This is a genomic window from Bacillus sp. LR--39 (assembly GCF_053613335.1).
This window is the reverse complement of record NZ_JBSIOT010000406.1, coordinates 1-991: the sequence shown is the minus strand read 5'-3', so window position 1 is coordinate 991 and position 991 is coordinate 1. Positions and strand designations below refer to the sequence as shown.

1 protein-coding gene is annotated in these 991 nt (G+C 50.9%); it reads right to left on the bottom strand.

Going from position 1 to position 991, the window contains the following annotated elements; genetic code table 11:
- The coding region (purF, locus tag ACWHAR_RS23630) for an amidophosphoribosyltransferase (protein WP_452088010.1) at positions 1-991 on the bottom strand (991 nt) is incomplete at both ends.

Genomic DNA, 991 nt, shown 5'->3' with positions numbered 1-991 from the left:
ACCCGCTTCTCTTAGCATCGTGACAATCCGGCGGCTAGTTGTTCCTCGCACGATAGAGTCATCCACCATCACGACGCGTTTGCCTTCTACAACCCCGCGCACCGCAGACAGCTTCATTCTGACGCCTTGCTCACGCAGAGCCTGGGACGGCTGAATAAACGTTCTGCCGACATAGCGGTTTTTGATTAAGCCCAGCTCATACGGAATGCCTGTTGCCTCTGCATAGCCGATCGCCGCAGAAATACTGGAATCCGGAACCCCGGTTACGACGTCAGCTTCAACTGCGGATTCCTGAGCCAGCATTTTTCCAAGGTTTTTACGGGCACTGTGTACGTTAATACCGTCAATATTGCTGTCTGGTCTGGAGAAATAAATGTACTCCATGCTGCAAATGGAACGATTGATATTCATGGAAAAACGCTCTGATTTCATTCCTTCATCATTAATGATCAGCATTTCTCCCGGCTCTACCTCGCGAAGGTACGTTGCGCCGACAACGTCAAATGCGCATGTTTCTGATGCGACCACATAAGCGTCGCCCATCATGCCGATGGATAGCGGTCTCAGCCCGTTCGGATCAAGTGCGACAATCATTTCTGTTTCTGTCATGATCAGGAACGCGTAGGCGCCTTTCAGCATAGAAAGCGAGTTTTTAATTTGGTCCTTCAGCGTGAAGTGTCCGCTTCTTTTGATCAGGTGAGCCAAAACCTCTGTATCCGAAGAGGTTTGAAAGATGCTCCCTTGATTTTCGAGCTGCTGTTTCAGCTGAGTGGCGTTGACAAGATTTCCGTTATGGGCAAGCGCCAGGCTGCCGTTGTTTTGGGAACGGAAGAGGAGCGGCTGAACATTTTCGTATCCGCCGCCTCCAGCCGTTGCGTACCGAACGTGCCCGATAGCGCCTTTTCCCTTTACTTTGCTGAGTTCGCCGTTTTGAAATACTTCAGTGATCAGGCCTTGGCCTTTGTGAGCCGTCAGCTTTTCACCGTCAGTC